Genomic DNA, 24,612 nt, shown 5'->3' with positions numbered 1-24,612 from the left:
GTTAACGCCCCAATTAATGCTAATTTTCCTAATTTCATTATTGTTTCCCCCTATCTATTTTCTTAATTTTCGAAACTATAAATCATACATATATAATAATATAATTTTCTGTATTATATTTCGAATATTTTCTAAAAAAATCCATAAAAGAAAAGACACCCTAATGTACCTTCCTCCGATTTGAACTATTTTAATAATATGTATTGGACTTCCATCCGAATATTATTTTACTATGTTAAGTAATTTTATACATTGAGAAATACGGTATACCTCTTTATTTAAACGTAAAAAGTCCTAGGGGGCTAGGACTTTTTGACTGAATGAATATGATTCAAAAAAAGGATTTATATAACGTAACATAGGAATGTTTCGTAAATTTTTCGAAAAATTAAAAAAGTTATTTGAATAAAAAATACTAGCTAAAAGGCCAAAGGCTCATCAGCTGGTAATGAAGTAGTTGTTAAATCTTATTAATGAGTTATATAATTATTTATTTTTAAATTTTAATTGCACACGGTATAGAGTATTTAAAATTATTATTTCTAATAAAGTCAAAGCTGTGAATATTGTAATGAAAATCAATGACATTTTCTAAAATTGCTCTGTTGTTTGGGGAATCCTCTAGTGTAAATTGAGCCCAATAAATCGATAAAGAAATTTGTTGAAATTGTTTTTGAGCTGATTAATAGAATTTCTTTTTTCTTTATAAAATAGCACTCCTAATAAATAGTGATTATGATTAAGGTAAATTTAAACAAAATCCTTATTTGAGAGAAAGGGAGAGTGAAAGATGGTCAAGCTAGACTTCGATAAAGTCTTGATTGTTTTTAATATGGGTTGGCAATTGTGGACGAACAGTGATAAATACTTAATCTTTTCAAAACGACTAATACTGAATCATATGTATCAGCAATTAGATCACGATGAAAAAGAATCTGTGAAAAATGAGTATCCAGAGTTTGTTGCTTACTTAATCGCTACAAATTGAACAAAAACGCTATTTTAGATGAGGGAGGAATTACACATTAAAAAATAAATATGCCCTAGTACGTAAGGCTAGGGAAAAAAAGTTAGTTGGTAAATATCTTCATAATAATATTACATTTATTTTTTGTATGTATAGAATTATAGATATTCGGATGGTTTTTAGTTTGTATTTTTACCCTTTTTAGAAGAAATTGTACCAAAGATTGCTCCGGACATCAGTCCGATTAAAGTCATAAAAATTGCACTCCATGCTGCAAATGACATAACTACACCTCCTAGAAATAAATTATTGTAACTATTTAAAGCTATTGTTTCTTAGTCTTTTTAATAGAAATGATGATTGCAACTACTGTTAAGAAAATAAGAGGAGACCACGAAAAGAAAGACATTTAGTATTCTCCTTTCAATATTAATTTTTAATATCTTATAAACCAATTATTACATGTTTATAAATTGAAGATACAGAATATGTAATATTGCATATCAAATTGTAGGACGTGAAGAAGTGAAGACGAAGGGGAACAAGAAGAAAATCTAATGTCATATAAAGAATTGACGGAATAGTGAGTTTTATTCATGAGAGATTATATTCTAAAATTCGGATTATAATAGTCGATATTCTCCATATTGACCAGAAAAGAACTAAAAGTTCTAGTGAAATTCCAAGGGTTCTTTTCTTAGTTTTTTGAGATTCTTTTATCAAATAGCCAACAGCACCAATTGCTATAAGAATAAGTTCTAGTGTAACTGGCATTTTATCTGCTCTTAAACAAATTATTTCATATATAAAAATTATAGGATATTTATTGATCATTAGTAGTAAACATTTGAAAAAAATAATCCTTTTGTCATAAACAAAAAGGCAGTTGTTTCCGCAACCACCTTTCAGTAAAATAAAGCACTTTTTCAAGAATAAAATATGGATGATTCCTGAAAAGGTTATAGGATTTAATCCCATTTTTATAATTTAAGTGACGAACTTAATTTTAAGAAAGGCATGACTACATTATATGAAAGCTTGTCAATAATGGTCACGATTAAAAGAGCAGTTAGCAAAAGTTAACTGCTCAATACAAGGAGATACAAAGAAAACTACTTCAAATGAGTTTTTGCATACAGCCTACATATAGTATTGACGGAAAAATTATTTTAAATCCAAGTTATTTAAAGTAAACATCCCTACAGATACAATGGCTGCACCTACTGCAGAACCTAGCCAATCTCTCCAACTCAATGTATTTAAAGGTGTATCTGTTAGATCCATAATTAAGAAGATAGTAAACATTAATACACCAAATGCTAAGCATCCCCAAAAAGTTTGTAAGGATTTAATGATCTTCTTCCGGAATTTGTTCATATAAATCATCCTCACTAATATCTTGTATTTTTATAAATAAATTATTGCATGTATGGAAATTGAAAGTAAAGAATATGCAATATTACATATTGAAACTTAACGAAATAATCATTTTTATAGAAAGTGAGGAATAACAATACGATTTAACAGCAGAAGAGATTACTGAAATATTAAACGCATAAGTAATCAAAAGCATCCATAACGGGTGCTGTTTTCTTTGTTATATAGAAATTACACATTAAGCATATATGTATACGCGTTGTTACGACACGCTAAGGAATAGTAATAAAAAGATGAGACCAATAAAACCGTATAAAAACCAAAAGAATCCTAAGATGGAGAATATTTTATGAAAATTAAGCATGGTAAACCTCCTTGGGTATATAAAGGATTATAATATATCGTTGGTCTATAGAGAAGGAAAAACATAAATTGGTACATGTTAAACGAGGGGGTGAATAAAATGGACATTTGGATTAAAGGATTCTATATAAATAGGTAGAATCTAATTATTTGGTTCACATTTTAATCCAAGGGGTACAAATTCGATGCGACGTGAAAAGGATTTGTTGAAACAGTGGAAGGCGGATTTGCAAGCTATTCAAGAAGAGAAGAGACTGAAGAAGAAGGCTAAGAAAAAAAATAAGAAATATAACATTCCGGGTAATACAGCTGACTTCATGGATGGTAAGAATACTTATCGTAAAGAGAATGGGGTATGGAAACAAAGGAATAAATAATGTGAGGATAAATGATTTTGATTAAGTGTATGGCAAGTATCGTAGGCGCTGCCGTGATCTTGTTAGTTGTTAAGGAAAGATAAGGTGGAAATCAAAAAAGAGAGCTAATGCTACTTGAAGAGAAATCTCAAATCTAGCAATTTCAATACCAGCTACTGAAAGAACTAAAAAAGGTTGTCCATTTACAAACACAACACAACTATCCATGGTTACGCCTCCTTTCTAGCAATCTACTATAGTATATGAATTGAACATTAATTCGTAATAGTTAAATTAAATAATTGATAGATTTGCCCATTTAAACAAAACAAACGAACACAACGAACGAAAATAAAGATAGTTAAAAAAGTGAAGTTTATGCAGGAAATAACGGTGATTAGGTTCTGGAAATGGCGTAAAATCAACAATTTATAAAATCAGGCATAAAGAATAAAACAGGAATTGCCTAACCATGGGGATTTCCCGTTTTATCAACTTCTTATAGTAGGGCGTTATGTAAAGTAGACATGTATAAAATATACAGGGTTCTTTATTCAACTGATGGAGCAAATTAGTTGAACACGATATTTCAAAAACAGTATGATTATGAAGTATGGAATATTAAGGGATTTAAAAAAGTGGAAATTTAAAAATCAAATTTGTAAATAGAATGGATGGTACTATGAATGAAAACAGAATAAAAATACTCGCTATTTCAGGAAGCCTACGGAAGAATTCCTCTAATACAAACGTTTTATATGCTATTTCTAATCTGAAACCGGAAAATATTGATTTTCAATTTTATGAAGGATTGGAACATCTCCCATACTTTAGTCCTGAAGCAGATACAGATGATCCTCCTGCTTCAGTTAAGGACTTACGTGAACAACTTAAACTAGCTGATGGTGTAATAATTTGTACCCCTGAGTATGCGAGGGGAGTTCCAGGAGTTCTAAAAAATGCTCTTGATTGGGTTGTTTCATCAGGGGAATTTATGAATAAACCAGTAGCCGTTATTAGTGCTTCTTCACGTATTACAGGTGGAGATAAAGCACACGAATCAATAATGCTCACATTACAAATGATTGAAGCAAATATCCCAAAAGAAAGCACTTTACAAATTGGTGTCGTAGGGACCAAGATTAATAGTAAAGCAGAAATTCTAGATCCTACTACGAGAGAACAATTAAAATCAGTGCTTAATTCCCTTATTTCATCTATCTAACGTTAAGCAAAACACATGTATTTACTTCCTCTTTCGATAATTATGTAAATGATCCAGTAGTGGAGGTTCTAGTAAGGACAAGAAGAGGAACGTATAAAAATAGACTTGTAGAAAAAGAAAGAGTGGATTCCTTATGAGAGTTGGGATCCGCCTTTTTATTACAACTGATAAAGAGACACTATATCTCACTTATATAAATATCCTATTTATTAACGCTTACGAAATATTTTAATTGTAGATGGGTATATTTAAGTGAATAGGGATCAAAATATTGTAAGTATATCCGGTCCCGTAAAAATATTGCTTTTAATTGGTGAGAAATCTGTCTTCCATCTCTTTACATCCCTTCAATAACCTCGTCAACATTGTAGACATTGCTAATGCGATGTCAGTTACTACTAAAGAATTTTTAATGAATTCTCCTTTTGATAACACACCTTTCGTTGAGTGATTTTTTCATCTTGTCCAATTTTAGAAAGTTGATATTTTCTAAGGATCTAATAGGTTATCCTTAGACGTCCCTATTATAGATTGTATATTTATAAGTTAGGAATTTTTGTGTATTAAGAAAAAATGAACAAACAGAATTTTGAATAGGTAATAAATCCAACATTACATGTAGCATTTGTGTCCAATGTTTGAAGCCGTATTAGTTAGATGGAAATCAGCAGTAGTACAGGGGTTCTCACATTTGCACATTGTTTATATTGGTAATCTATTATTTAGATACTCATATTTCCCTTTGATGGAATATCTTATTTTTAGCTTGAAAGCTGTTGTAATAAATAATACATATAGATGATAAGAACTTATGTTAGGACATGAATAAGTAAAATATTAAATAGTAAAAATGTATTTAAATTCATTTTTCGGAATAAGTAAACTTTTTACTATCAAATTCCTATCAAATTAATACAACTAAATGTTATTAAAATAAAAAATAATCAATTATAAAAGTGATTTTGAACGTAAGGAATTTGTAAGGAAGAGGTAAGAAAAAAGAGATTTTCATTGTGTATGATTAAAATGTAAAGAAGAATGAGAGGAAGAAGAAACACTATATATTTCCATAAAAATACAAATCGATTAATAAGACTTGTTTAGAGGAAAAGAGACATTACAAATTCAATGTCGTCCTTTTGCAGTTGGTTAAGAAGAAAGCTGTGTGATTTGTTCCAAACAGCAAATAACCATTTATACAATATGAATAGGGGAGAGGAATATTTTGCTGAATAAGCATCGTCAAATTACATTTACAGGTTTAGCCCTTTTAATAACTGGAGGTTCCCTGTTTTATACTACTCCAACCTCAAGTGTAAAAGCGGAGTCCATTCAAAATGTATCTAGTTCGTTACAAACAAGCAGCCAAAGAGATCGTAATTCCGTCAAAGATGCAATGCGGGATACATTGAAACTTGGATATCCAGGGATACTTGCTAAAGTTTCTAAGGGTGGAAAAACATGGAGTTATGCAGCTGGGGTAGCGGATCTAAGTAACAAGAAACCAATGAAAACAGATTTTCGATTCCGAATTGGCAGCGTGACAAAGACGTTCACTGCAACAGTTGTACTTCAATTAGCAGGAGAAAATCGCTTAAATTTAGACGATTCTATTGAAAAATGGTTGCCTGGTGTCATTCAAGGAAATGGATATGATGATAAACATATTAGTATCCGACAATTATTAAATCACACAAGTGGTATCGCTAATTACACAAGGTCAAAGGATTTTAATATGATGGATACAAAAAAATCTTATACTGCTGAAGAATTAGTAAAGATAGGAATATCCATGCCTCCAGATTTTGCTCCAGGAAAGAGCTGGTCGTATTCAAATACAGGATATGTATTACTAGGAATTCTTATTGAAAAAGTAACTGGGAACAGCTATGCGGAAGAGATTGAAAATCGAATTATTGAACCACTTGAATTAGCGAATACATTCTTACCTGGAAATTCAAGCGTTATTCCAGGAACCAAGCATGCCCGTGGATATATCCAATTAGACGGAACAAGTGAGCCAAAAGATGTTACTTATTATAACCCAAGTATGGGGAGCTCGGCCGGAGATATGATTTCTACAGCTGATGATTTAAACAAATTCTTTTCTTATTTACTTGGGGGCAAATTACTGAAAGAACAGCAACTAAAGCAAATGCTTACAACAGTCCCTACAGGAACAGATGAACTTGGTGATTACGGGCTTGGAATTTTCAAAATGAAGCTTTCAAACGGTGTATCGATATGGGGGCATGGAGGAACCATTCCTGGCTTTTTAACTTTTGCTGGGGGCACACTTGGAGGCAAGCATACATTGGCCGTCAATTTGAACAGCATTAAAGCTGATAGTCCTGATCCATTTAAAAATATTTTAGTTACTGAATTTAGCAAGTAGGTCAAAAGTAAAGACGGGTAAAATTTATCATAGTTTCATAGTTAAACAAATTAATGATAAAATCGATCACTTATCTAAGGAGGTAATTCTCTCATGAAAAATAAGCTAACTGGTGTGTTAGCCACTACATTAGCGCTAACTATGATCCTACCAACAGGGGCGAAAGCATTCTCTGATAATAAGACTAAAATTGTAACTAATGAAGAAGTAGTTAGCCAGGAACTGAAGAAGATTGCAGCAGAGAAGGCGGCGCTACTTACGAAGTCCCATGGGGCGAATAGCGTGCAGTATGCGCTAATTGATAATGGAAAACTTATTTTGTCGGGTCAGGCTGGCAAGAATGATATGGAAGGGGAAAAGCCGCTAACCAAAGATACTCAATATGGGATTGGTTCAGTCAGTAAAATGTATGCAACAGCGGCTGTAATGAAATTGGTCGATGAAGGAAAAGTCGATTTGGATGCTCCTGTTGTCCGCTATGTTCCTGATTTTAAGATGAAAGACGGTCGATACAAACGTATTACACCGCGTATGTTATTAAATCACTCCTCTGGATTGCAAGGTTCTACGTTAGGTAATGCATTTTTATTTAACGATAATGATACCTATGCCCATGATACCTTGTTGCAGCAATTGTCAAATCAAAACTTGAAGGCGGACCCTGGCGCTTTCTCGGTATACTGTAACGATGGCTTTACGCTGGCCGAAATTTTGGTGGAAAGAGTTAGTGGTATGAGCTTTACTGAATTTCTACATCAAAGCTTTACAGGGCCTTTAAAGATGAATCATACGAAAACGCCGCAGGACAAATGGAGGGATGAAAATCGGGCTGGACTATATTTCCCGGTGTACCAAGGTCAACTTCCAATTGAATCGGTGAATGTAATTGGTACGGGAGGCATATCTTCCACGGCAGAAGATATGGTGCGATTCTCACAACTATTTATGGGACAGGGAAAAGGAATCCTCTCTGATAAGGTAGTCAAGGCGATGGAGCAAGAGGAATATAAAAAAGGAATATGGCCAGGTGATGGAGATAATATTTTTAACTATGGCCTCGGCTGGGATAGTGTGAAACTATACCCATTCAGTGAATATGGGATCCAAGCTTTGGCTAAGGGCGGCGATACGGCACTGCAACATGCTATACTAGTCGTACTTCCGGAACAGAAAATAGCAGCGGCTGTATTGACATCTGGTGGACGGAGCTCTATAAATCAACTATTGGCAACCGAATTGCTGCTCGCCACGCTTAAAGAAAAAGGTACTATTAAGGAAATCAAGCCGAACAAATCCTTTGGCAAGCCGGTCAAAGTCAAAATGCCTCAAGGCGTAGCAAAGAAAGCAGGATTTTATGGCAATAGCGAAACTCATTTCAAAATTGAAATTACGAACAACGGAGAACTGTTCTTACCATCTAATCGAGAAGAAAAATATGTATATACTGCTGATGGAAGCTTTATTAATGAGAAGGGTACTTCCAAGCTCAACTTCGTAACCGAGAAGAATGGAAGAACTTATTTGAAGGAGAGCGCATATAAATCGCATCCAGGTTTAGGGCAAAGTGTGATGACCCACTATTTGGCTGAGAAACTAGAAGACAATGTGTTATCGAAGAAAACCGCTGCTGCATGGGAAAAGAGGGAAGGTGTCAAGTTCTATCTTGTAAACGAGAAATTTAGTTCTATTCAATATCTCGTCCAACCGAAACTTCTTACTACACAAATTACTCGCAAGGAAGGCCCAGCAGGCTATTGGGACGGCAGAAGAATTACAGGTCCGAATACCGCAACACATCAACTCCAAATTCCCGTAATGAATGGCCGTGATACAACGGAAACGCACTTCTATACAGAAGGGGGAAATGAATATATGGAGATGGCTGGGTTGTTATACGTGAGTGAATCTAATGTAAAACAGATTGAGGTAGGCCAATCATCCCAAGTTACGTTGGGAGCAAATGGGCATGCGCAATGGTTTGCAATCCCGCAAGCGTCAGCAGAGAAAAGAATGACCATAACGTTGCCATCAAAAGGTTCGTTTGCGGTGTATGATGAGAAGGGAGTTTGCGTCAACTTTAGCATCGTGAGTGGCAATAACAAGGTGAAACTGCCGAAGAACGGAACAATCGTATTCGCTGGGGCACCGAACTCAGAATTTGCAATCTCGGTGAACTAGCTACAATTTAAGATGACCTTTAACAAAACCAGTATGGCACAGAAAAGGTGTATTACTGGTTTTGTTTGTATTTATTATGCATTCCCAATGAAAAAACTTGAATAATATCACGCTCAAGCACTTTGAACTCTCCCCACTTCTGAATTCATCTCCCACCTACTCACTTCGCGTTCCTTGAGGAAGATATGTCCTTTTTATAAAAACTATTAAGGGAGGATTTTTATTTTTGATATATTATACCATTTATTTAATGGTATAATATGGTATGCGTTCTGTGGAATGGAGTTGAATGAGTATTATAAATAAAAAAGGTGAAATTAAAAAAACAAAAAGAAAAGTATTACTAACTATACTTACTATGTTAGTAATTATAATTGGATTTGGATATTGGAAATTTTTTAGTTTGCAAGGTGTTCCAAAAGGAGAATTAATTCGAACAGTGAAATCTCCAGATGGAAAATATCTCATCAAGACTTATTTTCATAATGCAGGATCATTAAGTGCGGATGCTGTTAGGGGTGAATTAGTTAACCTTGATACAGATTCAGAGAAAAATATATATTGGAACTATCCAGATACAGATCCATATATTGAATGGGTAAATAAGAATATTGTTAGAATTGGGGATCAAACTTTAGATATTTCACAGAAAGAAACCTATGATTGGCGTGATGATGATAAGCACGTTAAAGAAATGCCAAAACAGTTTATTAGATAAAGCAAGAAAATTTAAATTTATTTAATCTAATTCGTTTAACTATAGATAGGATTATATGAGTGAAAAAGTCCATTTAGATTTTCTAAATGGACTTTTTTAGGTTTCTAGATACGACTACTGATAAAAATTGGTGTTAATTAAGAAGTCTAGCCACATCGTCGTCAAAATTAGAAATCGGTGGTTTTCCAAAACAAAAAAACGAGCTAACTTCTCATAGATAACTGTGGGAAGATAATAATTTTGTTTTTGTGAGGCCTTTAAAATATTGAAAGGTGAAGATAATGTTATGTAGTGTTTAATTTGGTGACGCTAGGATACCAGTTTAATTGACCTGATAGCGATGTATCAGTATTCCTAAAAAATTTACCTTTGGCATCAGGGAAATTAAATAGGATAATAATTATTACAAGTGGATTAGGTTTCTGGTGAATTTTAAATTAAAGGTCTTATCCAAAGTTGAGAAAAATCCACATACCCAAAATATTTCATCTTAATATTCGTTAAACCTGATGAAAAAGGAATTTGCCGTGTATCATAGTACAAGGGAATCATAATAGAGGATTCTATCAGTTCTTTTTCAAGATTCTTATTTATGGAACAAACTTGTTACTTAGGTTGTCTATTAAGTATAAAACAGGTGTTCATGATAATTCGCTCATTTTATGAAAAGTGAGATGCAAGAAGAGTGATATCCGATATACTCTTTAATTGTATCGGTATGTATAACACCTAGAAAAACCATATATTCTTGAAAGAGGTTGAAAATGTATGATAGTCTTAAACAAGTTTTTTAACATTTTGCATTACAAAAAGATGGTACCTGTAGTATTTCTTTCATGTGCAACGCTTATAGGCTGTTCCGATAGTAATACTCAATCTGAATCACCTAAACAAACGAAACAAACAAATCAAATCAAACAAGAAACTACTGGTAATGATTCTTTTGCTAAACTTGAAAAAGAATTTGATGCTAAACTCGGTATTTATGCATTGGACACTGATACGAATCAAACCGTTACGTATCAATCAGATAAACGGTTTGCATACGCATCTACCCACAAAGCTTTAGCTGTGGGAGTACTTTTACAAAAGAAATCAATAGAAGATCTAAATCAAAGAGTTTTGTATACTCGTGAAGATCTTGTTAATTACAATCCAATTACAGAAAAGTATGTTGATACAGGTATGACTCTGAAAGAGCTTGCAGATGCCTCCCTTCGATATAGTGATAATACTGCACAAAATCTTATTCTTAAACAATTAGGTGGACTTAGTGAATTCAAAAAATCACTGAGAGAAATAGGAGATACTGTTACAAATCCTGAACGCTTTGAACCAGAGTTAAACGAAGTGCATCCAGGAGACGTACATGATACTAGTACCCCAAAGGCATTAGCTACTAGTCTTCAGGCTTTTACGCTAGGAGATGTACTTTCAACTGAGAAACGGGATTTATTAATAGATTGGATGAAAAGGAATACTACGGGAGATAATTTAATTCGTGCTGGAGTTCCAGGAGGATGGGAAGTAGCTGATAAGACGGGCTCGGGATCTTATGGAACCCGAAATGATATCGCAATAATTTGGCCACCAAATAAAAAGCCAATTGTTCTTGCGATACTTTCTAATCATGATAAAGAGGATGCTAAATATGATGATAAGCTTATTGCAGAAGCAACCAAGATAGTGTTAGATGCTTTAAAAGCGACAAATAAATAATAATAGTAATTAGTTATTGAAATTTTCCTGTTTTTCCGTCACAATACTGTGACGGTCTTTTTGTGTATTTTACAAAGAATCGTATTAAGTAAAGAAAAAAGATAGAAACCATCTCTATTAAGTTTATTAATTAAGTAACAACAAATATATGCTTTATTGGATACTTATTGCATTTAATGTGGAGGAATAAAATGGAGTCAAAAATTCTTATTGTTGATGATGATAAAGAGATTAGAAATCTTATCTCTGTATACCTGGAAAATGAAGGCCTAAAAACTCAAAAAGCAGAAGATGCTATACAAGCTTTACAACTGTTAGAAGAAAAGGAATTTGATTTGATTATTTTAGATATTATGATGCCGAATATGGATGGCATTGAAGCATGTATGAAAATTAGGGAAGATCGTAACATGCCTATCATTATGCTATCTGCAAAATCTGAGGATATAGACAAAATTTAGGGTCTAGCCTCTGGCGCAGACGATTATTTATCAAAGCCGTTTAATCCATTAGAATTAATCGCTAGAGTGAAATCCCAGTTAAGAAGATTTAAAAAATACAATACGCCAATAGAACATAATAAAAGCATTATAGAAATTGGTGACTTAACCGTAAATACAGATACATGTCAAGTATGGGTAAGAGGAAAAGAAACAAGGTTAACTCCAAAAGAGTTTGCTATTCTCGAACTACTTGCCCGCAACAAAGGGATTGTCCTGAGTGTAGCAAAAATATATGAATCAGTTTGGAAAGAGGTTTTTTATAAATCAGATAATACCGTCATGGTGCATATTACAAAAATAAGAGACAAAATTGAAGAAGATTCTAAACATCCCATTTATATTAAAACTGTTTGGGGAATTGGATATAAAATATGAAGAATGTTAGTTTTAGAAATAAGATTATTATAAAACTTCTTGGTGCTGTTGCAGTTAGTTTTTTTATTTCATTTGGTTTAACAATCCTCATTTTGCTATACTTCATAGATCCATTATTTAAAAAACACGAAGAATTTGGTATGTTTGAATTCAATTTGGCATTGTTGTTCTTATTCGCGTTCGCAATCTTTAACTTTATAATAATTTTTTTGATATTGGTTCGAAAGAAAATAGTATATTTGAAGCTCATTTCGGATAATGTTAATGATATTGCAAATGGAAAACTGGGTTTGACAATTGGGATTAAGGGGAAGGACGAATTGACCCAACTTGCTCAAAATATCAATTATATGTCCAAGAAATTGGAAAATACATTTGAACAAGAAAGACGATTAGAACGTACAAAAAATGAACTTATAACCAATGTATCTCATGACTTACGCACACCGTTAACATCTGTTATTGGCTATATAGATTTATTAAAAAGAGGGCAATACAAAAGTAAAACACAATTACAGGAATACCTTGAAACTACTTATTCAAAGTCACAGAGACTGAAATATTTAATTGATGAGCTGTTTGAATATACTCGTTTATCAGGCATAGATGCTAAGTTAAACCTTAATGAAGTTGATTTATCAAGTTTGTTGGAGCAAATAGTTGGAGAATACATTCCTATATTTGAAAAAGAAAGTTTAATCGTTCAAAANNAAATTGTTTGAAAGGTTTTTTAGGGGGGACAAGTCAAGGAAAGATGACCAGGGTAATGGTCTGGGGCTGGGCTTGCTATCTCCAAAAGGATCGTTGAACTTCATTATGGTAATATATATGCAGAATATAAAGATGGTTGGATGTCTTTTGTTGTTGAACATCCAATTAAATAGAAAGCTTATGGAACTACAGGTTCCATAAGCTTTTTTTTAAAACTTAAGAATTCTTAAGTTTTTTACGGGGTGTTTCCTAATTTTCATAGTTTATCATGGATGTATTCAAAGTGATGAGGTGAGCAAAGAAGATAAAAGGAAAGATTTCATTGTAGCTTTAGGGTGAATGCAACGTGTCTATTTTGTTAGTAGTAAACCTTATTGTAATGAAATAAAAAAGTAGGAGGATATAAATGATAAAACCAGTTGTAGATGTAAAAAACATTCAAAAATTATACGGTAAAAAAGGTGAGAATCAATCACACGCGTTAAAAGGTGTATCATTCTCAATTCAAGAGGGAGAGTTTGTTGGTATTATGGGGCCTTCTGGTTCTGGTAAAACAACATTATTAAATGTAATTTCAACGTTAGACACAGCAACGGGCGGCATTGTTCAAATTGCAGGTACGGATATAACGAAAATGAAACAAGGTGAGCTTTCTGATTTCCGCTCGCAAAAATTAGGATTCATCTTCCAAGACTTTAATTTATTAGAGAATTTATCTATCTATGAAAATATCGCACTCCCACTTTCACTTCAAGGTGTTGCATCTCGTAAGATTGGAAAGAAAGTAGAAAAAGTAGCTGATATGTTAGGCATTACAGCTATACTTCAAAAGTATCCTTCTGAAGTATCTGGGGGACAAAAGCAACGTTCCGCAGCAGCACGTGCGTTAGTTCATGAACCTGCAATTATTTTGGGAGACGAGCCGACTGGAGCTCTAGATTCTAAAAATGCAACGAGTTTACTTGATGCCATGACAAGCTTAAATAAAGAGCAAGGTGTATCCATTATGATGGTTACGCATGATCCTTACAGCGCAAGTTACTGTCAGCGTATTTTATTCATTCAAGATGGTGAGTTATATAAAGAAATTCATCGCGGTGGTATCCGTGAAGAATTCTATAAAGATATTTTAGACGTGCTTGCAAATTTAGGCACACAAAAAGCGTAAGGAAGGAAGTTCAATCATGTTATTTAAGCTTTCCATGTCAGGCCTAAAAAGTAAATTCCAAGATTACATTGTTTTACTTGTTGGTCTTATTGTCTCCATTTCAACTTTTTATATGTTTCAAACGCTAGCATCCAATAAAACGTTCCTTGAATCTAACTCTTCTATTAAGGATATTGCGTCTGTATTTAAAATTGGTTCCTTTTTGTTAGCGTTTATCACATTTTTCTATATTTTATATGCAAACTCTTTCTTATCAGCTCTTCGTCAAAAAGAGTTTGGTATGTATATGATGTTAGGAGCAAAAAAGCATAAAGTTACCTTACTTATGTTTATCGAAACAATCGTATTAGGCACTGCGTCTCTTGCGATCGGTATTACAGTGGGTGTAGGACTAGCAGAAGGTATCGGTCAGTTATTAATGAAAGAACTCGAGTTTGCTGGTGAAGGTTATAAAGCATTTTATCTGCCATCAATAACTATTACTTGCGTCTTCTTCTTTGCACTATTTGTATTATCAGCAATTATGAATAGTATTAAATTATCGCGTATTTCTGTACTGCAACTTGTACATGCAGATGGACAAACAGAGCGTGTTGCCATAAAAGGAAAAATGAAAATTGTAATTGCATTCCTTGGTATTCTTTTATTGGGTATTGGTTATGCATCACTGATCTATATGTCATATGCAAATCCGCTAATTGCTTTGGGATTAATGGCCGTTGGATTAATCTCAGCAACCGTTGGTACTTACCTTATATTTGGATCACTTCTCCCAGTTATGATTAACAAGCTAAAGAGTAATAAAAAACGTAGTGAAAAAGGCCTTAATGCTTTTACTTTTGCACAATTAAATTTCCGCATTAATGGTCTAACAAATGTGCTTGCAACAGTAGCAATCTTAGTGGCTCTTGGTGCTGGCGGAATTGCTTGTGGTATGGCATTTAAAAACAACATCGTAAACATGACAAATCAAATACGGATTTACGATTCAGTCATTCATAATCCAACTGCGGAAGAAAAGACAATTTTGGGTAGTATCTTATTTCAAGAACAACTTGAATATCATTACAAAGTTGATGATAGGTATGTTTATTATCTTAAAGAAGATTTAGAGAAAAATCGCCCTTTCTTACAAGGTATGAAAATAGAGAAAGTTTCAGAGGAAATACCCATTGATGCATTTTCAATAAAATGGGTTAAAGGAGAGGCAGACACAAAACAATGGATCCAGGCTTTCAGAACGATCCAGCCAAATTATGTGTATCCTGATTATGAAATAAAAATTGTAGATCAAAACATATACGATGGGTTGAAGGGTAAAGAAAGTACTGTGTTTATGGGGAAAACAGATGATTTTGGATCATACATAAAAGAATGGAAAAAACTTGATGAATTACAGATAGTAAAATATAAAAATGTGAAAGCGGAAGAATTGGATAGTAAGTATCAAACATATATTATGAGTCATGATTTTGCCAGCGGACTAATGTTTATGGGATTTTTCTTTGGAGTTGCATTTTTAGCAATGATGGCAAGCTGCTTAATGTTTAAAGTTCTGTCGGGAGCATCAAAAGATGTAGCACGTTATCAAATGCTTCGTAAAATTGGTGTCCGCCGAGAATTATTAACAAAATCAATTTATAAAGAGTTATTCTTCATATTCTTATTCCCAGCAATTGTGGGGATTACTCACATATTAGTTGGTATGAATATGTTTGGATCTCTTTTAATCGATCCGTACTTTCGTATTTGGTTACCACTTGTTATTTTTGTAGTAATTTACTCAATTTATTACTTAATTACTGTTCAATTATATAAAGGAATTGTACTCCCGAAAAAAAATTAATGTAATGATGTTATTTATAAGAAGTATCAACATAATCGGACCCCGTTTTATTGATTATACTGAATGGGTACAAGAAATTTAGAAATAATAGATGGACTAGCACTACGGTCCATAAACTATTTATTTTAGATTTTAAATTAAAAATTTATCTTTTATCTAAGAGGGGGGCAGGGGCAAGGCAACGATTACTACTTTTAGGGGCCATTGGCAAGTTTAAGTTTCACCCACATAGCCATCAAGTTAACAAATGTGAATATCCGACTCTTAAGTTAATGGTTTTGAAGTATTTCTTTTTCTTAAACTGTTGGATATGAGTATCCTCTAGTATAAACTTTACCATTGAAATAAGTGATTTTAACAACCTTAGGAGTGTTTCATACAGCACAATCTAATTTGTGTTACATAGCAAGAAAAATAATCAAAATTTATAGTGTGAAAAAGAAGCACCAAAGCAAATGAAATCGGTGTTTCTTTTTTTGCGTTTGGGCACAGCGGTTCCTACAGCACTATTATAAAAGCGATTTCGAATGTAAGGGATTTGTAAGGGATAGGTAAGGAAAAAGAGATTTTCATTGTATATGATACAAATATAAAGTGGTGCGAAGGGGGAAACAGGTACGACTTATATATGAAAAACAAGCCAGTAACAAGAGTGTTTTAAAGAAAAGAAGTAATTTCTATAGTCAACATACATGTGGAAAAAGAGAAAGAAGGCATTGTATATTGAAGTTTGTTTATAATAGCTTTTTAACCTGTTAGGGGGAATCGTAAAGTAGATTATTAACCCCCTTGAAAATTTCTATTTCCTTATAGTACTAGGCATGCTGTATTAAAAATTTAAATTGTGAAGGGAGAATTAATAAATATGAACACGAAAAAAAGGATAGGGAGTAAGTTATTACTTGTCAGTACAATTTTTGCGATAATTATGCCTTCGGTTTCATATGCAGAGGAAGTACTTTCACCTAAAAATTTTGGAGATAATTCAAACTTGTTTGAGGGACGGAATAAGGACGTATTGAAAATAAATTTATATCAAAATACATATAATAATCCGTTCAGCCACCAAATTAAATCGAAATTAAAGGAAACAAACACAAATATAAAAAAAATAGACAATATTGACGATGAAAACCCTGTTATATCTACCACTCTTTCATTTATCCGTTCTATGCATGCTGAAAATTATAAATCTGCATTTGATTTAACTTCTCGATCATTACAGAAAATAATATCCGAAAAATGGCTGAAGAACTATTGGGAGGAACTATCTACGAAATTACAAATAGGTTCTTTTATAGAAATTGGAGAGGTTACAAAAAAAGAGACAAATTCTGTTCATACAAATATAGAGATTAAATTAGTTTTTGAAAAAATTACTGTACCTTTACTAATAAAATTAGATCCATCTGGAAAAATAGATGATTTTCAATTCAGTATGCAGTTTAGTCCTGTTGCAGATCGTCCATCATATAGTAAGCCTGAATCATTTGTTGATAAAGAAGTAGTAGTTGGAAGTGGTGCATTTCCATTGCCAGGAACATTATCTGTTCCAAAGGGAAAGGGTCCTTTTCCAGCGGTTATTCTTGTTCATGGAGCTGGAGCAGTCGATCAGGATTCAGCAACGTATGCTTTAAAACCATTTCGCGATTTAGCTGAAGGTCTTGCTTCGAAAGGAATTGCTGTTCTTCGCTATAATAAACGAACCTATGAACATGGATTGAAAACAGAACTTAGTCCTTTTTATACAGTTGATAAGGAGACAACAGATGATGCTCTTCTTGTGAATCATTTTCTTCAAAATGAACCTATGATAGATAAGAATCAAATTTATATTCTTGGTCATAGTCAAGGTGGAATGGTGATTCCGAGGATAATTGAAAAAGATCAAAAGCAAAATATTGCTGGGGCAATTGTGATGGGAGGGGCGGCCCAGGCATTCGCAGACAATGTTTTAGATCAACTTGAGTATCGTCTTTCTATTGGGGAAATGAAACCTGAAGAATATAAATTTTACAAATCGCAATTTGAATTATTAAAGGATCCTAATTTCTCTAGTCAAAATCCTCCAAAGGATTTTTCTTTAGGACCAGCAGTATATTGGGGTTCTATCCGTAAAATTAAAGCAGCAGAAATGTCAAAAGAACAAAAAACACCGCTTCTTATTCTTCAAGGAGAAAGGGATTGTTATGTTCCATCAAAAATTGAATTTCCTTTTTGGAAAGAACAATTAAAAGAGAGAGATAACATTAATTATCGATTATATCCAAAGTTAAATCACTTCTTTACAGAAGGGGATGGAGAATTAAGTAAACCGGATGAATATTATAGTCCTGCTAATATCCCTGAGTATGTTATAAATGATATTGCTACTTGGGTGCAAGGAAGATCGAAATGAAATTAGCAACCATATTTTTAAATAGCTATTTTCAGAGACAGCTAGTGAATTAGGGGCATTTGGCCTAGAGAAACCCTCACATGAAAAAAGTTCTGTAGGTGGAGAAATTACGAGATAATTATTTCGAGTTAGAAAGAAATAATTATCAGATGAAAAGGCCTGAAACTGTCTTCCGTATAGCAATAATAAAGATGTTTAATTTCTAATATAGTAAAGAATAGCGTTACTACATTCAATATATGTAGTAACGCTATTTAAAATTTTTAAAAACAGGGTTAACTTTTTCAAAAAAATTACCTATCAAAAATGATATTCAATTAAATTCGTAAGTTTATCCTTTACTGTACCTTGTAACTACATTTTACCTTGCTGTAGAGAAACAAAAAACATTTTTTTTATTCAATAATTCCAATTTCTAGAGCCTTTTGAACAGCTTCTTCTTTGTTACGGACTCCTAACTTTGTATAAGCTGTGGAAGCATAATTTCTGACTGTGCCACTCGATAAATATAATCTTGATGCTATGGTAGTGTAACGAAGTCCTTTTGCTACTAGCTGCAATATTTCTATTTCCCTAGCTGTTAGCTCATAAGCGGTTGCTTTTGATTGTGGTGTCTCTTTTGGCTCATCAAACTTCTCAAATATTTTGTGAGACATTCCCTGATCAATTAGTGTCCCACCTTTGTGAATAAGTCGGATCGTATTAGCTAGCTCCAACGTTTCAATAGATTTAAGTAAAAAACCATCCGCACCGTTGCGAAGTGATTCCAACGCCTGTTTGGTATCTTGAAACGTTGTAAAAATCAATACGTGGATATGTGGCCATTGTTGCTTAATCTTTTTGGTTGCTTCGATTCCATCCATGTGCTGCATATCTAAATCCATAAGTATAACATGGGGTTGAAGGCGCCCACACAAATCGATGGCTTGATTGCCATCCTCAGCCAAGCCGACTACATTTAAATCTTCATATCTATCGAGTAGTGTCCTCAAACTTTCCCGAACAAATGGCTGATCGTCTACAATTAACAAACGAATAAGTCCATCTTTTATTTCAGTTTGTCGCGGTATGGTGCATGTAACAAGCATTCCTTCCTCTGGCTTTGTATATACAGACAAATGACCTTGCAAGTTCATTGCCCGTTCTTTCATCGCATTCATACCGAAGCCTTCCTGCCATTCTACATTTCCTTTTCCATTATCTTGAACTTCTAACCTCGTATATTGTTGTTCAAACTGCAATGAAACTATAATTTCAGTCCCTTGACCATGACGTACTGCATTCGTAAGGCACTCCTGTAAGCAACGAACGAATGCGATCTTTGCTTGCCGAGATAGTTGATATTCCTCTCCGAATGTCCTAAAACTTACATTTACCTGAGCGTGCTCCTGAAATTCGGCTCCAAGATTTTGTAGAGATTGAATCAAGGAAGACGATTGACACGAAGAATCCATTTGATGTAGGTAACCTCTCACGTCCTCAATGCTTTTACGCCCCATTTCAAGCAGAGAGTCTAGCCTCTGTATACCCATTTCAGTAGCAAGTTCGGTACGCAACGTTTCCATCCCCATAATAATAGAAGTATAAGCATGACCAACTGTATCATGAAGCTCACTTGACAGTCTGTTCCGTTCTTCTGCCAGTGTAATATGTTCAATCTGAGACATATATTGCTCAAGTACCGCGTTTTGTTTACGAATCGCTTCATTTTGCTTATGATTGACGATTAATAAATGGAAAGCGAAGCCCATTACATAAGCAAGTCCATAGTTGGTAACCATAACCCAATAGCTATTACTTGGCGCAACCGCATAGAAAATTCCAGTTGTTATAAAAACTGTTGTTGGTGCTGTCCAATAATAGGACAAATGCTGACTATTCGCAGCAATCAGAAAAGTCGATATAAGAAATGTAACGTTAGCTCCCGGAAATAAAGAAGTTAAATATATACACAGTCCACCATATAGCAGTATTTCTGTGAACAAATAATATTTATAATTGAATAGTAAGGCTACCCATGGAACAGAGAAGGCAATAATTTCCCAAAGAATAATAATCCAAAGTGGCAATGTTAAACTATCCTGAAAATCGAATGTGGTTATGGCGATAGAGACACTAACAAGTATACGGACTCCTAACATAATCCAATCGTACCAAAACCAATACTTAACCATATCTAACAAGTCATTTACCCCCTAAGTAGCCTACCTTTTTACTTCATATATTATAATTTAATCCTTCATGCCTATTATACTTTTAAATTTAAAACTGCGATACTACTCACAGATTGCAAACTTCTATCGATTTAGTTGCCGAATCATGCTACGTGTATAGCCCCCAATTTTCTTTGTCAAACGATCTACTATTCTAATGCTTATGGCGGTAAATACTATACCCATAAACATTACAAAGAGTGACTTGGCAAACGTATCTATCTGTATGAATATAATATTCATTTCAATGTAGAGATAAAGTAGTGGTGCCAACAGCAACATAAGTGGCATTACATAAAAAATGATTGCACTAATGAGACTGAAAATCCCAATTACTAATTTCTGCATTAACCAAAAGACAGCGGACCAAGTGCGACGATCAGTAAGCACTAATTTCACCTGAGCCCAGTTCGATGTATCTATTGTTATACTTCTATCATAAGGGTCTGTTGAAATATCTGTATAAATTTTCGTCTGTATGCGCTCGAATTGGATAAAAGGTGTAGTAGTCTGTAGTACGCGTATAACTAGTGGAATCCCAATTACCGTAAATGAAAGGGTGAAGCTGAATAGCAGAGCTATTAAATAAAAACAAAAATAAAACAATCCTGTAACGAAAGTTAGCAATAAAAAATAACCATTCTGGATGAATCTTGATTTCATAAAGTTCATCGCTCCTATCTATGTAATAACCGAATTGTACGGCTTTTTTTGTCATTCTCACTAGTGTAAAAGTGTCATATGACATTTCTAAATAATGCTGAAAAGGGGAGAGCAACCTACTTCTGGTTAAAAAAGATGCTTATATTAATCTCCATAAAACAATCCCGTTCTTACATCTGCAAGACGGGATTGTTTTGTACTTTTATTTAATATGAGATGGACTTGTTTTTCGAATGTGAAAAATAATATCAAATTGCTCAAGCAATGACTTATCAAAGTATGCCGATTCGTTCGGTAAGAGTCGTGCTCCTATACTTAGTAATGGTCTTTTTGCTTTAACCCATTTCTCTGCGGTTCCTTTTAGGTGACGGTTATCCAATAAAAACATTTTATAGGGTACTTTTCCGAGGGTATAATTGAAACTATTTACATCTTGTGGAATCAGATCCGTTATAATCTTATCTTGGGTGTCGGTGTATAGGGTGAAATTCCCCTCCGTAGTTGTACTGCCAATTGTGACATAATTATTGTCTAAACGTTCCTTCAAAAACTGCCCCGCAGCATAAGGGTATTGTTTCTCATCGATAATTCCTTTAGCTATATGAATATTGTGTCCCCATACCATCGTTTTACCACCCAATGTCTCTTGTGCCCACATTGCATGATCGGCCAAGTATTGCTCATGTAGCTTTACCAAACTTGGATAGTCGTTAGGAATTAGCATTGTGGTAAATTTCTCTATTGCACTTGCCGTTGCTTTCGCCCAGATGTACTCGGGTGAAACTATTTCTGTGTTGGCTTGCTTATTCTCATCTTTTAGTAATCGAGCTACTCTCTCAGCGTTTGCTTTGAATTTTTCTTTTATTTCAGGAGCAAGGTCCATATATTCCTGTAAACCTCCATTAAAAGCCGACAATTCTTTATAATTTTCTTCTACTTCTGCCAGCAAATCTGGTCGATGCAGCCTTACATAATCAATTACTTTATTAAAGCAACCTTGGTCCAACTCCTTTAAGTCGAGCCCAATAAATTGGATCTTTTTTTTATTGGATGGATTAGCATTATAATCTTTCATCCACTCAATCATGGCTATAATTTCATCAGTAGGATATAACAGGTTTAAAAATTCCCTAGGGTTTCCTTTTCCTGTTTGGATATATTCATTTAGCTTTAAGCCATTTCCCCAATCTTCTTCCATTGTGAAATTTGTAAAACCCATCTCAGTAACCAAATATTTCACAAGGCGAAACTTCATAGTGAAAATTTCAGAGCTTCCATGAGTATTCTCTCCTAAACCTACATATTGTGCGCTCCCAATCATTTTCTTAAGTGGTTTTAAATCCTCAAATGATTTTGACGGCTCTATCGTTTTTAATGGGGAAGCCTGTGATTGTATGGATTTAACTATATTTTTTTGGATTGATTGACCTGAATTTTCGACTGCTACTGTTTGAGCCTTTCCTACTTCTACACATCCTGTGACTAATAAAGCTGTACTAACCATTGCAATTATGCTTTTCTTATTCATTTTTTCCACCTCAATTGAATTATTTGTAAAAGCAAGATTGATTCATTGTACTTGCACGAATCAATTGCCTTAATTCAATTGTTATCTATCCCATATCATATTTTCTAGTTACATATTGTCATAAGGTTAATTGACACAGGTCATATGCTAATCATTACACTTTTGCACTATCGGCTATGACAACTTATAAATAATAATTACATGGATGAGTCGTAAGTAAGACTAGACTATAAATTGGGGAGGGAGTTTAAAGATGAATGAATCTGTATACAAAAATGTTTTTATTCTAAGTTGTGTCTGTAGAAATGACAAGAAGTAAATGAAAGGGGAAGGGCGGATTACAATGATATTACACGCAAAATCGTTCCATAATAAAGATAAAATCCAACGTGCTAAAATAGGACTTCAACTCTTTCTGAGTATCTTAATCATTACTTCTATTATTTTAAATGTAGGAGTAATAATTACGGAAAGTAGGGCGCTTATTGTGGTATATATGTTTACCCCAGCATTATCTTCTATTTTGACTCGCATAATACTGAAAGAAGGGTTTAAAGATGTATCTTTTAGTCTCGGTAACTTAAAGATATGGAAGGGGATCGGTTTTGCTCTGCTAATCCCTATGATTATTTGTGGAATTACTTATTCTATCGCCTGGTTGAGTGGAATTGCAGGGTTTCAGTATCCCGAAGGTGGTATGATGTTAGAACCGATCTACAATATGCTTGGGCTTCAGTATGTAACGGCACCATTCAGCTTCATTTATCTAGTAGTATTGAGCGGCATTTTCGGAAGTTTGCTTAACTTAATCCCAGTTTTGGGAGAAGAAATGGGTTGGCGAGGTTATATGCTCACAAGGCTAGTCGATGCAGAGTTTTCACGGCCCATCCTTATTAGTGGATTGATTTGGGCAACGTGGCATGTTCCAATAGTTATTGCTGGTCTATATGTAGCGGGACCATCTGTCGTTCTTTCAGTACTTGGTATCTATCTTTGTATTGTACCATTCGGTTATATTATAGCTTATTTACGACTTATGACAGGTAGCATTTGGCCTTCGGTTATCATCCATGCTACTTGGAATGCCATTATTCAAGGACCTTTCACACGTGCAAGTACAGGATATCAAACTGAGATTTGGATTGGAGAATCTGGCTTGATAACCGCTATTATTATATTAATTACGGCAATAATTACGTCTCGAATAGTAAATTTCACGAAATAGCATATGGATGTGTTGTAAATTCAATTAGTGAAATATGACGAGGCGAAATAAGATGCTCCTAAAAATATAGTTAACTCATGCATAAATATTATGATTAGACACACGTTATATACAAATATAATGGAGGTGTAATTATGAATATTCAAAGACACGAAAGTAATACAAATGAAATTCTTATTTCTGCTGCTGCAAGCGCTATTGAACAAATGAAGTATGAAATTGCTCGTGAATTAGGAGTCACACTTGGACCTAATACATCATCACGTGCAAATGGTTCTGTTGGTGGAGAAATCACAAAATACTTAGTTCGAATGGTTGAGGAACAGTTAACAGGTCAATATAGATTACACTAAGTTAAGTGGAAAAGATGATTCAGATAGTTCTGTTGAAAAGTTTTTTAATAGATAAAGAATTAGTATGATTGTAGATGGATTATATAAAATTTCTAATAGTTGTTGTAAGTCATTATAAATCGAAAAAACGAAGTTTGGTTGTTGCAAACTTCGTTTTCGTTTATATTTTTCTACTGTTTTGGAAATTCTCAGATTACTTCAATTATAATTTAATCATTATACTTTTTAATTACATAGTTTTTATTTAAACTAATTTACAACTAAAAACAAAAGAAAAGGCACCCCTGCTGCAAGGTACCTTTTCAAAGGGGTATAACTCATGTGATAGTCT

18 protein-coding genes and 5 pseudogenes are annotated in these 24,612 nt (G+C 33.8%); 15 read left to right on the top strand and 8 right to left on the bottom strand.

The window, feature by feature from the left end:
* Positions 1-790 precede the first annotated feature (790 nt).
* A complete protein-coding gene (locus tag COK05_RS26735; RefSeq protein ID WP_255290355.1) occupies positions 791-988 on the top strand; it encodes a hypothetical protein in 198 nt (65 codons plus the stop codon).
* A 158-nt stretch (positions 989-1,146) separates the two neighbouring features.
* On the opposite strand, the pseudogene COK05_RS32115 reads toward COK05_RS26735, so the two are convergent.
* From COK05_RS32115 to COK05_RS26720, 3 genes and pseudogenes are all read right to left on the bottom strand, one after another.
* Positions 1,147-1,333: pseudogene (locus COK05_RS32115) on the bottom strand (hypothetical protein).
* Positions 1,334-1,561: 228 nt separating this feature from the next.
* Positions 1,562-1,741 (bottom strand): hypothetical protein, encoded by a 180-nt coding sequence (locus COK05_RS26730; RefSeq protein WP_098614953.1) that lies wholly within the window; start codon positions 1,739-1,741, stop codon positions 1,562-1,564.
* A 390-nt stretch (positions 1,742-2,131) separates the two neighbouring features.
* The gene (locus COK05_RS26720; protein WP_098614952.1) at positions 2,132-2,344 is read right to left on the bottom strand and encodes a hypothetical protein; all 213 of its coding nucleotides are present in this window, start codon (positions 2,342-2,344) and stop codon (positions 2,132-2,134) included.
* Between the two features lie 548 nt (positions 2,345-2,892).
* Between COK05_RS26720 and COK05_RS26715 the strand changes: the two genes are divergently transcribed.
* The gene (locus tag COK05_RS26715) at positions 2,893-3,084 is read left to right on the top strand and encodes a hypothetical protein (RefSeq protein ID WP_098614951.1); all 192 of its coding nucleotides are present in this window, start codon (positions 2,893-2,895) and stop codon (positions 3,082-3,084) included.
* A gap of 69 nt (positions 3,085-3,153) precedes the next feature.
* Here COK05_RS26715 and COK05_RS26710 read toward each other — a convergent pair whose 3' ends face one another.
* Positions 3,154-3,291 carry a DUF3956 family protein gene (locus tag COK05_RS26710; protein ID WP_098614950.1) on the bottom strand — a complete coding sequence of 46 codons (138 nt, stop codon included), beginning with the start codon at positions 3,289-3,291 and terminating at the stop codon, positions 3,154-3,156.
* 454 nt (positions 3,292-3,745) lie between these two features.
* Between COK05_RS26710 and COK05_RS26705 the strand changes: the two genes are divergently transcribed.
* The 11 genes and pseudogenes from COK05_RS26705 (at position 3,746) to COK05_RS26655 (ending at position 18,299) form a co-directional block, all read left to right on the top strand.
* Complete coding sequence (locus COK05_RS26705; protein WP_098614956.1) at positions 3,746-4,288, top strand: NADPH-dependent FMN reductase; 543 nt, start codon at positions 3,746-3,748, stop codon at positions 4,286-4,288.
* A 1,228-nt stretch (positions 4,289-5,516) separates the two neighbouring features.
* Positions 5,517-6,683: a serine hydrolase domain-containing protein gene (locus COK05_RS26700; RefSeq protein WP_098614955.1), complete on the top strand. Its 1,167-nt coding sequence runs from the start codon at positions 5,517-5,519 to the stop codon at positions 6,681-6,683.
* Between the two features lie 93 nt (positions 6,684-6,776).
* Positions 6,777-8,861 (top strand): serine hydrolase domain-containing protein, encoded by a 2,085-nt coding sequence (locus tag COK05_RS26695; RefSeq protein ID WP_098614949.1) that lies wholly within the window; start codon positions 6,777-6,779, stop codon positions 8,859-8,861.
* 289 nt (positions 8,862-9,150) lie between these two features.
* Positions 9,151-9,579, top strand: coding sequence for a DUF5412 domain-containing protein (locus COK05_RS26690; RefSeq protein ID WP_098614948.1), 429 nt, complete (start codon positions 9,151-9,153; stop codon positions 9,577-9,579).
* Positions 9,580-10,347: 768 nt separating this feature from the next.
* A complete protein-coding gene (bla, locus tag COK05_RS26685; protein WP_098614947.1) occupies positions 10,348-11,298 on the top strand; it encodes a class A beta-lactamase in 951 nt (316 codons plus the stop codon).
* Between the two features lie 191 nt (positions 11,299-11,489).
* Positions 11,490-12,176 (top strand): annotated as a pseudogene (locus tag COK05_RS26680) (response regulator transcription factor).
* Positions 12,173-12,883 (top strand): annotated as a pseudogene (locus COK05_RS26675) (HAMP domain-containing sensor histidine kinase); the annotation flags it as partial. The pseudogenes COK05_RS26680 and COK05_RS26675, both read left to right, overlap by 4 nt.
* Before the next feature lie 4 nt (positions 12,884-12,887).
* Positions 12,888-13,060: pseudogene (locus tag COK05_RS32245) on the top strand (ATP-binding protein); the annotation flags it as partial.
* Positions 13,061-13,293: 233 nt separating this feature from the next.
* Positions 13,294-14,055, top strand: coding sequence for an ABC transporter ATP-binding protein (locus tag COK05_RS26670; protein ID WP_098614946.1), 762 nt, complete (start codon positions 13,294-13,296; stop codon positions 14,053-14,055).
* A 16-nt stretch (positions 14,056-14,071) separates the two neighbouring features.
* Positions 14,072-15,901 (top strand): FtsX-like permease family protein, encoded by a 1,830-nt coding sequence (locus COK05_RS26665; RefSeq protein ID WP_098614945.1) that lies wholly within the window; start codon positions 14,072-14,074, stop codon positions 15,899-15,901.
* Positions 15,902-16,766: 865 nt separating this feature from the next.
* A complete protein-coding gene (locus tag COK05_RS26655; RefSeq protein WP_141539271.1) occupies positions 16,767-18,299 on the top strand; it encodes an alpha/beta hydrolase in 1,533 nt (510 codons plus the stop codon).
* 395 nt (positions 18,300-18,694) lie between these two features.
* Here COK05_RS26655 and COK05_RS26650 read toward each other — a convergent pair whose 3' ends face one another.
* The 3 genes from COK05_RS26650 to COK05_RS26640 all read right to left on the bottom strand — a co-directional run bounded on the left by COK05_RS26650 (position 18,695) and on the right by COK05_RS26640 (position 22,703).
* Positions 18,695-20,482 carry a helix-turn-helix transcriptional regulator gene (locus COK05_RS26650; RefSeq protein ID WP_098614944.1) on the bottom strand — a complete coding sequence of 596 codons (1,788 nt, stop codon included), beginning with the start codon at positions 20,480-20,482 and terminating at the stop codon, positions 18,695-18,697.
* A 114-nt stretch (positions 20,483-20,596) separates the two neighbouring features.
* Complete coding sequence (locus COK05_RS26645) at positions 20,597-21,175, bottom strand: sensor domain-containing protein (RefSeq protein ID WP_098614943.1); 579 nt, start codon at positions 21,173-21,175, stop codon at positions 20,597-20,599.
* 202 nt (positions 21,176-21,377) lie between these two features.
* Positions 21,378-22,703 (bottom strand): erythromycin esterase family protein, encoded by a 1,326-nt coding sequence (locus COK05_RS26640; protein WP_098614942.1) that lies wholly within the window; start codon positions 22,701-22,703, stop codon positions 21,378-21,380.
* Between the two features lie 343 nt (positions 22,704-23,046).
* Between COK05_RS26640 and COK05_RS26635 the strand changes: the two genes are divergently transcribed.
* Entirely contained in the window at positions 23,047-23,928 is an 882-nt protein-coding gene (locus COK05_RS26635) for a CPBP family intramembrane glutamic endopeptidase (protein ID WP_098614941.1), read from the top strand.
* Positions 23,929-24,062: 134 nt separating this feature from the next.
* Entirely contained in the window at positions 24,063-24,281 is a 219-nt protein-coding gene (locus COK05_RS26630) for an alpha/beta-type small acid-soluble spore protein (protein WP_098614940.1), read from the top strand.
* Positions 24,282-24,368: 87 nt separating this feature from the next.
* Here the strand turns inward: COK05_RS26630 and COK05_RS26625 are convergent.
* A pseudogene (locus COK05_RS26625) lies at positions 24,369-24,446 on the bottom strand (IS6 family transposase); the annotation flags it as partial.
* Between the last annotated feature and the right edge of the window lie 166 nt (positions 24,447-24,612).

Source organism: Bacillus cereus (genome assembly GCF_002567495.1).
Lineage (GTDB): Bacteria > Bacillota > Bacilli > Bacillales > Bacillaceae_G > Bacillus_A > Bacillus_A cereus_AQ.
Note: the sequence above shows the minus strand (reverse complement) of the source record. Positions and strands in the feature narration are given on the sequence as shown.

Bases quoted from the DNA above. Each gene is read 5' to 3' on its own strand.
- COK05_RS26735 (WP_255290355.1), top strand. From the start codon at position 791: ATGGTCAAGCTAGACTTCGATAAAGTCTTGATTGTTTTTAATATGGGT.
- COK05_RS26730 (WP_098614953.1), bottom strand. From the start codon at position 1,741: ATGCCAGTTACACTAGAACTTATTCTTATAGCAATTGGTGCTGTTGGC.
- COK05_RS26720 (WP_098614952.1), bottom strand. From the start codon at position 2,344: ATGAACAAATTCCGGAAGAAGATCATTAAATCCTTACAAACTTTTTGG.
- COK05_RS26715 (WP_098614951.1), top strand. From the start codon at position 2,893: ATGCGACGTGAAAAGGATTTGTTGAAACAGTGGAAGGCGGATTTGCAA.
- COK05_RS26710 (WP_098614950.1), bottom strand. From the start codon at position 3,291: ATGGATAGTTGTGTTGTGTTTGTAAATGGACAACCTTTTTTAGTTCTT.
- COK05_RS26705 (WP_098614956.1), top strand. From the start codon at position 3,746: ATGAATGAAAACAGAATAAAAATACTCGCTATTTCAGGAAGCCTACGG.
- COK05_RS26695 (WP_098614949.1), top strand. From the start codon at position 6,777: ATGAAAAATAAGCTAACTGGTGTGTTAGCCACTACATTAGCGCTAACT.
- COK05_RS26690 (WP_098614948.1), top strand. From the start codon at position 9,151: ATGAGTATTATAAATAAAAAAGGTGAAATTAAAAAAACAAAAAGAAAA.
- bla (WP_098614947.1), top strand. From the start codon at position 10,348: ATGATAGTCTTAAACAAGTTTTTTAACATTTTGCATTACAAAAAGATG.
- COK05_RS26670 (WP_098614946.1), top strand. From the start codon at position 13,294: ATGATAAAACCAGTTGTAGATGTAAAAAACATTCAAAAATTATACGGT.
- COK05_RS26665 (WP_098614945.1), top strand. From the start codon at position 14,072: ATGTTATTTAAGCTTTCCATGTCAGGCCTAAAAAGTAAATTCCAAGAT.
- COK05_RS26655 (WP_141539271.1), top strand. From the start codon at position 16,767: ATGAACACGAAAAAAAGGATAGGGAGTAAGTTATTACTTGTCAGTACA.
- COK05_RS26645 (WP_098614943.1), bottom strand. From the start codon at position 21,175: ATGAAATCAAGATTCATCCAGAATGGTTATTTTTTATTGCTAACTTTC.
- COK05_RS26640 (WP_098614942.1), bottom strand. From the start codon at position 22,703: ATGAATAAGAAAAGCATAATTGCAATGGTTAGTACAGCTTTATTAGTC.
- COK05_RS26635 (WP_098614941.1), top strand. From the start codon at position 23,047: ATGATATTACACGCAAAATCGTTCCATAATAAAGATAAAATCCAACGT.
- COK05_RS26630 (WP_098614940.1), top strand. From the start codon at position 24,063: ATGAATATTCAAAGACACGAAAGTAATACAAATGAAATTCTTATTTCT.